Raw genomic sequence first — 8,447 nt, forward strand, 5'->3', positions numbered from 1 at the left:
CATGAAGGCGAGCGTGGCCGCGATGGCGAAGTCAAAATCATCTATTGGCAGGCCGTCTCGATTATGAACCCGTTCCTGTCAGGTGGTACCAAAGACATCGAGGCCGCCAGCCTGGTTCTGGAACCGCTCGCTCGTTACGACGAAACTGGCATGATGGTCCCCTATCTTGCGACCGAAATTCCGACGGTAGGCAATGGTGGCGTATCGGCTGACCTCACGTCGATCACGTGGTCAATTAACCCTGACGTTTTGTGGTCTGACGGTTCTGCTGTAACAGCACGCGATGTACAGTTCACCTACGAGTATTGCACCGCTGAAGGTGGCGGCTGTGCGCAAGGCGCGAAGTTCTCGAACGTCGAAAGCGTAGAGATCGTTGACGACAAAACCGTGACGGTGAACTTCACCGGTCCAGCCCCAAACCCATACCAAGCATTTGTTGGCCACGAGTCGCCAATTCTGCAAGCGGCGCAATTCGCTGACTGTCTTGGCCCACGTGCGCCAGAATGTACTGATGCCAACTTTATGCCAATCGGCACAGGTCCTTTTGTTGTCACAGACTTCCGCGTCAACGACGTGGTTCAGTTCGAGGCAAACGAGAACTATCGTGATCCGAACAAACCAGCATTTGCATCCGTGACCTTCAAGGGTGGCGGCGACGCTACAGCTGCTGGCCGTTCTGTCATGGAAACTGGCGAATTCGACTATGCTTGGAACATGCAACTGGCACCTGATGTGATCGCATCAATGGCCGAAGGCGGTATGGGTGTACCTGTGTCCGCATTTGGTACGCTGGTAGAGCGTATTGAAATGAACTTGACCGATCCGTCCGCATCGCAGCCCGAAGGTGTTCGCTCAACGGTTGCAGCACCGCACCCGTTCTTGTCCGATGCACGCGTGCGCGAAGCGTTGTCGATCTCTATCGACCGCGATCTTCTGGTCGAAGTGGGTTATGGTCAGGCCGGTCGTGCGACATGTAACCTTGTTCCGGCACCAGCACTTTATGCGTCCGAAAACACGGCATGTCTGACACAAGACATGGATCGTGCGAATGCACTGCTGGACGAAGCAGGCTTTATGATGGGCGGCGACGGTGTACGTGTGAACGCAGATGGCGTCCGCCTGTCTGTTCTCTATCAAACATCGACCAACGCTGTGCGTCAGGACTTCCAAGCTCTGATCAAAGAGTGGTGGGAAGCAATCGGTGTTGAAACCGAACTGCGCAACATCGATGCAGGCGTCTTCTTTGGTGGTGATCCAGGTTCGCCTGACACATTCCAGCGTTTCTATGCAGACGTTGAAATGTATGCGAACAACTTCCCCGGCACAGATCCACAAGCCTATTTGGGCGCGTATCTTTGCGAAAACATCCCATCACCTGACACCCAGTGGCAAGGCGAAAACATTAACCGGTTCTGTGATCCGGCCTATGATGCGCTTTGGGCAGAGCTGGCAGCGACCGCCGATCTTGCGGAACGCGGTCGTATTGGCATCATGCTCAATGATATGATGACCAAGGAAAGCAATGTCATCGTACCACTGGTTGACCGTGGTCGTGTATCTGCACATTCCACCACACTTGGTGGCGTGATCCTGAACACTTGGGACAGTGAGCTGTGGAACGTAGCTGACTGGTACCGTACCGGCGACAACCGCTAAATTCGACATTAGGCCGAGGGGGAAACCCTTCGGCCTACTTCTCTTTTTTCCAAAGCTATGTACAAAGGCGTCGCACATGCTGACCTACACCATACGTAGATTACTTCTGTCGATCCCGACGCTTATCTTCATCGCTTTTGTGATTTTCATGCTGCTGGAACTGGCACCGGGTGATCCGATGTCGCAGATGCCGCTGACGATCCCCCCCGAAGTGAAAGAAAAAATGCGTCTCGCATTGGGATTGGGTGAACCTTGGTGGGTCCGCTTCCCTCTTTGGCTCAAGCAATTCTTTATTGTCGAACCGCAGTATTGGATTGATAGCGCGTTCGGGACCAACTTTGCCGATGGTGCACAGCGCATCATCAGCTTTCAGTCCCGCAGCCCCGTTTTCGACACCATTGCAGAGCGTATACCGCAGACACTTTGGGTGGTTGGCATGTCCTATGTTGTCGGCGTTGCTATCGCCCTACCGATTGGGATCATCAGCGCGTACAAACAGTATTCGGTCTTTGACCAAGCCGGTACATTCGTCAGCATGATCGGCTTTTCGGTTCCACCGTTCTTTTCGGGTGTGCTGGTCATCGTGATCTTCTCGGTCAATCTGGGCTGGTTGCCGTCGATCTATGACACCACCCACGAAGTCGTCGATTGGGACACCTTCAAGTTCCAGATGCAGCAGATGATTATGCCCGTGATGGTGTTGGCGCTGCAGACAACCGCACAGGTCAGCCGGTATATGCGGGCGTCCATGCTGGATAACTTGGGTCAAGACTACGTGCGCACCGCCCGCGCCAAGGGTATGACCGAAAGCGTCGTCGTCATGCGCCATGTGCTGCGCAACTCGATGATCCCTGTTGTGACTGTGATTGCTTTGGGTATCCCGTCGATCTTTGGCGGGGCGATCATCACCGAACAAGTCTTCAAAGTGAACGGCCTTGGGCAGTTGCTGATCATCGCGCTGCAAGGCTCTGACATTCCGATGGTCATGACCATTACATTCCTGCTGGCGGTTCTGATCGTTTTGATGAACCTGATTGCCGATATTCTATACGGCGTGCTTGACCCGAGGATCCGTTATGACTGATCTGTCCATGCCCTCCGATACGCCAGAGCCTGTCGAGAAAACCCACAATCAATGGTGGGATGTCTGGGACCAATTCCGGTCGCACAAAGGTGCGATGGCTGGTTTGATTTTTCTAGCGTTCATCACGCTGTTCTGTGCCATCGGCCCATGGCTTTGGGACGTTGACCCCGGCAAGCTGGACATCCGCAACAAAGACGTGCGCCCAATTTATGTGGCGATCTGGGACGGCGAAGCCAAGACCAGCTGGGCGCGCCCGATGGGCACTGACCATTTGGGCCGCGATATCATGTCCAATATTATGCAAGGCGGGCGGATCAGCTTGGCGGTCGGCTGGACCGCGATGATTTTGGCGATCCTGATCGGCACATTTGTCGGCGTGATCTCTGGCTACTTCAAGCGGCTGGATTGGGCGCTGATGCGCTTTACCGATCTGGTCCTGTCCTTGCCAATCCTTCCACTGTTGTTGGTGATGATGCTGCTGTTTCGTGATCCGCTGCGCGCAGCCTTCGGACCCGAAACGGGGATATTTATCCTGATCGTGGCCGGCATCGGCATCACTTCATGGATGCAAACCGCACGGATCGTGCGCGGCGATGTGATGGCGCTCAAAGAACGTGAATTCGTGCTGGCCGCCCGTTCAATCGGCACCCCACCGCGCCGGATGATCACGCGCCACATCCTGCCCAATGTGCTGTCCCCTATCATGGTATCCGCAACCTTGGGGCTGGCAACAGCGATCATTACCGAAAGCGCTTTGTCCTTCCTTGGCCTTGGCTTTCCATCCGACTTTCCGACATGGGGCAAGATCCTGTTCGATAGCGTTGACCGCATGACAGCATTTCCCGAGCGGGTCCTGTGGCCCGGATTGGCGATTTCGCTGACCGTATTGGCCGTGAACTATATCGGTGACGGTTTGCGGGATGCCTTGGACCCGCGCATTCGCGGATTGTAGCGTCAATCAACCGCAACATTATGAACGACGCAGGCTTTCACGAGCCTGCGTCGTTTCCCTCATAAGGGGCCTTCAAAAGCGTTTTCTTTGGACAAAAGTTAAGGCCAGCGCACCGACCCCGCGCCGTGATTGAGCCTCATTATGTGTTGCGCTACCATTCACCGACAAACACGGCGCATGATAAAATTCCTAGAAAGGACCTTCACGCATGATTGCATATGTCACCGTCGGTGCTGATGATATCGCACGCGCTAAGCAGTTTTACACAGCGTTCTTGCCAGCCCTTAACTACGCACTCGAAGAAGGCCCCGAAGGCCTGAGTTATGCGTTGCCCGTCCAATCAGGTCAGTCAATTATTCCGCCGGATTTTTATGTCAAACCAACCTTCGATGGACATCCCGCCGCGGCAGGAAACGGCACGATGGTCGCTTTCGAGGCGCGCAATCAAAAGCAGGTACGTGACCTTCACGCAGCAGCACTTGCCGCAGGCGGCGTTGACGAAGGCCAACCGGGCTTTCGCGCGTCGTATGGACCCCATTTCTATGTGGGCTACCTGCGCGACCCGCAAGGCAACAAGGTCGCGCTGTTCTCAAGCGATCCGACCGAACCCGGCCGCGACGGGTAACGCGGGTTTCGCGCGCGACCGTGCAATGGTCAGAACTAGAGTGCCTTGCCTATGCCAACCAAATTGAGGCCGCAAAAAAGCCCCGTTGCATCATGCAACGGGGCTTTTCTATATCGCAACGCTCGCCAGATGGTCAGTCGATCTTTGGCAGCAACTCGTCCAGTGACTTTTTCGCGTCACCGTAGAACATCCGTGTGTTCTCTTTAAAGAACAGTGGGTTCTCGATGCCGGAATAGCCAGTACCCTGCCCGCGCTTGGACACGAATACCTGCTTGGCCTTCCAACACTCAAGAACCGGCATACCCGCAATCGGGCTGTTCGGATCATCTTGTGCCGCAGGGTTCACGATGTCGTTAGAGCCGATCACAATCGCGACGTCCGTTGTCGGGAAGTCGTCGTTGATCTCGTCCATCTCCATCACGATGTCATAAGGCACTTTGGCTTCGGCCAGCAGCACGTTCATGTGGCCGGGCAAACGCCCCGCAACTGGGTGGATCGCGAAACGCACGGTCTTGCCTTGCGCACGCAGCTTGCGCACCAGTTCGGACACAGCCTGCTGGGCTTGCGCCACAGCCATGCCGTAGCCCGGGATGATGATGACGCTGTCCGCCTCGTTCAGGGCCGTCGCAACGCCATCTGCGTCAATGGCGATCTGTTCGCCCTCAACCGCCATTTGTTCGCCCGCAGGGCCGCCAAAGCCGCCCAAGATCACGCTGACAAACGACCGGTTCATCGCCTTGCACATGATGTACGACAAGATCGCACCGGACGAGCCGACAAGCGCGCCAACAACAATCAACAGATCATTGCCGAGGCTGAAACCAATCGCCGCTGCAGCCCAACCGGAATAGCTGTTCAACATCGACACGACGACAGGCATATCCGCGCCGCCGATGCCCATGATCAGGTGATAGCCGATAAACAGCGCCGCCAGCGTCATAAAGAACAACGGCAAGAAACCACCGGTATTAAAGTACCAAACCAAGCACAGCAGCGAAATCGCAGCCGCAGAAGCGTTCAGTAAATGACCACCCGGTAGCTTTGTCGCAGAGCTGTCTACTTTGCCTGCCAGCTTGCCGTAAGCAATAACAGAGCCTGTGAACGTAATAGCACCGATGAAGATACCCAAAAATAGCTCGACCCGCAGGATGTTGATCTCGACTGCTTCTTTCTTGGCAAGAAGTGCCGCGAAGCCCTCAAGCGCGTCTTTGCCTGCGGCATCCATGCCCAACACACGGTTGAGTTCCAGATGCGCGATAAAGCCCACAAACACCGCTGCCAGACCGACAAGCGAATGCATCGCCGCCACAAGCTCTGGCATCTGGGTCATCTGGACTTTTGTGGCCAGCTGATACCCGATTGCACCGCCACCGGCGATCAAGACGAGTGAAAGCAGCCAGAACCCCGACCCCGGTCCGACCAGTGTCGCGGCAATAGCCAAGGCCATGCCGACGATGCCGTACCAAACCGCACGCTTTGCGCTTTCTTGGCCGGACAAACCGCCCAAGCTAAGGATAATAAGAACTGCTGAAACGACATAAGCCGCTGTTGTGAAACCAAATTCCATTGTTCTACTACCCCTTTAGGATTTCTGGAACATGGCGAGCATGCGCCGTGTCACAAGAAAGCCGCCGAAAATGTTAATGCCGGTCATAAAGACCGCAAGGGCGGCAATGATCACGACCAAGGACGAACTTGATCCGATCTGCGTCAGCGCGCCCAAGATGATGATCGAAGAAATTGCATTGGTGATCGCCATAAGTGGTGTGTGCAAACTATGCGCCACGCCCCAAATGACCTGAAAGCCGATGAACACCGACAACACAAACACGATAAAGTGCTGCATAAAGCTGGCTGGTGCGACCAGTCCGACGCCCAACAACAACACAGCACCCACAGTCAGCAAAGTGACTTGGTTGCGTGTTTGCGCCTTGAACGCGGCCGTTTCAGCGGCGCGTTTTTCTTCGGGTGTCAGTTCCCTAGGCGCTGCCTTTTTTGGAGCTGCCGCAATCGCAGCAACCTTTGGCGGCGGCGGCGGGAATGTAATCTCGCCTTTGTGCGTCGCAGTCGCGCCACGGATCACGTCGTCTTCCATGTTGTGGTTTGGCGTCCCATCCTTTTCAGGTGTCAGGTCGGCCATCATGTGACGGATGTTTGTGGAATAAAGCGTGGATGCTTGCGCCGCCATTCGGCTTGGGAAGTCGGTATAGCCGATGATTGTGACACCGTTGTCGGTGACAATCTTTTCGTCTTTGACGGTCAGCTTACAGTTGCCGCCCCGCTCTGCGGCCAAATCGATGATGACAGAACCGGGTTTCATCGCGTCGACCATGTCTTTGGTCCAAAGCTCTGGTGCGTCACGGCCAGGGATCAACGCTGTCGTGATGACAATATCGATGTCAGGTGCAATTTCGCGGAACTTGGCAAGCTGGGCAGCTGCAAATTCTGGTGACGACACTGGAGCGTAGCCGCCTGTCGCCGAACCATCTTGCTGTTCTTCGTCAAAATCAAGGAACACGAACTGCGCGCCCATCGATTCGACCTGCTCAGCCACTTCAGGGCGCACATCGAACGCATAGGTAATCGCGCCAAGCGACGTTGCCGTACCAATTGCGGCAAGACCCGCAACACCAGCTCCGACAACAAGCACCTTGGCAGGCGGGACCTTACCGGCGGCTGTCACCTGACCAGTAAAAAAGCGGCCAAAGTTGTTACCTGCTTCGATCACAGACCGGTAGCCTGCAATATTTGCCATCGACGACAGTGCGTCCATTTTCTGTGCGCGGCTGATGCGTGGCACCATATCCATCGCAATCACGGTGGCGCCTTTGGCGTTGGCGGCCTCCATTAATTCCTTGTTCTGCGCGGGGTAGAAGAAAGAAATCAGTGTCTGCCCTTCGCGCAAGCGCTTGATCTCGACATCCTCGGGCGGACGCACTTTGGCCACGACATCAGCCGTTTTGAACAGCGCCGCTGCGGTTTTCACCACTTCAACGCCTGCATCCTTGTAGGTTTTGTCATTGAACCCAGCTGCCGCACCGGCACCCGTTTCGATCACGCATTCATAACCCAGCTTTTGCAAATCTTTTGCGGAGGCCGGAGTCATCGCAACCCTGTTTTCGCCTTCAAATATTTCTTTTGGTGTACCGATTTTCACGGAATGTCCCCCATATTTCTTAACGCATTGTCAAAGCATTATAGGGCGCAATAATATTTCACAAGGGAATGGCCGCTATGACACTTCATGTCATACGCTAACAGTCACACCCAACGGCGCGTGTTTTGGCAATAGCGCGCAAAATCGGCGCGAAATTTCACGCGGAGACGGTTTTCCTCGGGTACGATAAAGCGTTGCGTGATGGTTCCCATAAACAACGGCACCAGCAGCAAAGCAATCGGTGCCTCCCAGCGCAGGGTTAGACCGGCAAGGATCAGCGCGTCGCCCAGATAGATCGGGTTGCGGCTGCGTTTGAAGATGCCGGTGGTGATCAGGTTATTGGCTTCCATATGCGGAATGATTGTCGTTTTGCGGCGACGGAACTCTGACGCAGCAAGCAAAATCAACACAATCCCGCCCCCGACTAACAAACCGCCAAAAAGCGACGTGACAGGTCCACCAATCGCAAACGATGCGGGTTGCAACTGCCCTATCCACCACGTGATCACGACAGCAAGCAAAAGCCAAACAGGGGGTATATCAATCCATTTCATGTCATTGGTTTAGACCTACCGCTTTGCCCTTGTCCATGCCTGTCCGCCCGTTAGCATAAAGGCGAACGAAAGGATCATTATGGAACACGCAGGCAAGCACGCGCTGGTAACGGGTGGTGGCACAGGTATTGGCGCAGGGATCGCAGTCGCATTGGCGCAAGCAGGTGCCGAGGTCACAATTACAGGGCGCCGCGCAGACAAGCTGGCACAGATCGCCAGCACACATTCGCGCCTGCATACGCTTGTCATGGATGTGGATGATGAGGCATCGGTGCGAGACGGTATCGCAAAGGCCGCATCAGACCGCGGTCCAATTCAGATTTGTGTCGCCAATGCGGGGATCGCCGAAGGCGGACCCTTCGAGAAAACAACGCTCGCCCAATGGCGCAAAATGATGACCACCAATCTTGACGGCGTAT

8 protein-coding genes are annotated in these 8,447 nt (G+C 55.2%); 5 read left to right on the forward strand and 3 right to left on the reverse strand.

What is annotated here, in order from left to right; genetic code table 11:
• The 4 genes from QZ197_RS13030 to QZ197_RS13045 all read left to right on the forward strand — a co-directional run.
• Positions 1-1,656 (forward strand): peptide ABC transporter substrate-binding protein (locus QZ197_RS13030; protein WP_296432468.1); only part of this gene is annotated, 1,656 nt, incomplete at its 5' end.
• A gap of 76 nt (positions 1,657-1,732) precedes the next feature.
• Entirely contained in the window at positions 1,733-2,740 is a 1,008-nt protein-coding gene (locus QZ197_RS13035; RefSeq protein WP_296432469.1) for an ABC transporter permease, read from the forward strand.
• Complete coding sequence (locus QZ197_RS13040) at positions 2,733-3,692, forward strand: ABC transporter permease (protein WP_296432470.1); 960 nt, start codon at positions 2,733-2,735, stop codon at positions 3,690-3,692. The genes QZ197_RS13035 and QZ197_RS13040 overlap by 8 nt, the downstream gene beginning before the upstream one ends.
• 208 nt (positions 3,693-3,900) lie before the next feature.
• Complete coding sequence (locus QZ197_RS13045; RefSeq protein ID WP_296432471.1) at positions 3,901-4,317, forward strand: VOC family protein; 417 nt, start codon at positions 3,901-3,903, stop codon at positions 4,315-4,317.
• A 133-nt stretch (positions 4,318-4,450) separates the two neighbouring features.
• Here QZ197_RS13045 and QZ197_RS13050 read toward each other — a convergent pair whose 3' ends face one another.
• From QZ197_RS13050 to QZ197_RS13060, 3 genes are all read right to left on the reverse strand, one after another.
• Positions 4,451-5,884 (reverse strand): NAD(P)(+) transhydrogenase (Re/Si-specific) subunit beta, encoded by a 1,434-nt coding sequence (locus tag QZ197_RS13050; RefSeq protein ID WP_296432472.1) that lies wholly within the window; start codon positions 5,882-5,884, stop codon positions 4,451-4,453.
• A 15-nt stretch (positions 5,885-5,899) separates the two neighbouring features.
• A complete protein-coding gene (locus QZ197_RS13055; RefSeq protein ID WP_296432476.1) occupies positions 5,900-7,474 on the reverse strand; it encodes a Re/Si-specific NAD(P)(+) transhydrogenase subunit alpha in 1,575 nt (524 codons plus the stop codon).
• 104 nt (positions 7,475-7,578) lie between these two features.
• Positions 7,579-8,028 (reverse strand): isoprenylcysteine carboxylmethyltransferase family protein, encoded by a 450-nt coding sequence (locus QZ197_RS13060; RefSeq protein ID WP_296432477.1) that lies wholly within the window; start codon positions 8,026-8,028, stop codon positions 7,579-7,581.
• Between the two features lie 79 nt (positions 8,029-8,107).
• Here QZ197_RS13060 and QZ197_RS13065 point away from each other — a divergent pair.
• Positions 8,108-8,447, forward strand: a 340-nt coding sequence (locus QZ197_RS13065) for an SDR family NAD(P)-dependent oxidoreductase (protein WP_296432478.1), incomplete at its 3' end; no start/stop codon positions are given.

It is taken from the genome of Yoonia sp. (assembly GCF_017854415.1).
In the GTDB taxonomy this organism is placed as follows: domain Bacteria; phylum Pseudomonadota; class Alphaproteobacteria; order Rhodobacterales; family Rhodobacteraceae; genus Yoonia.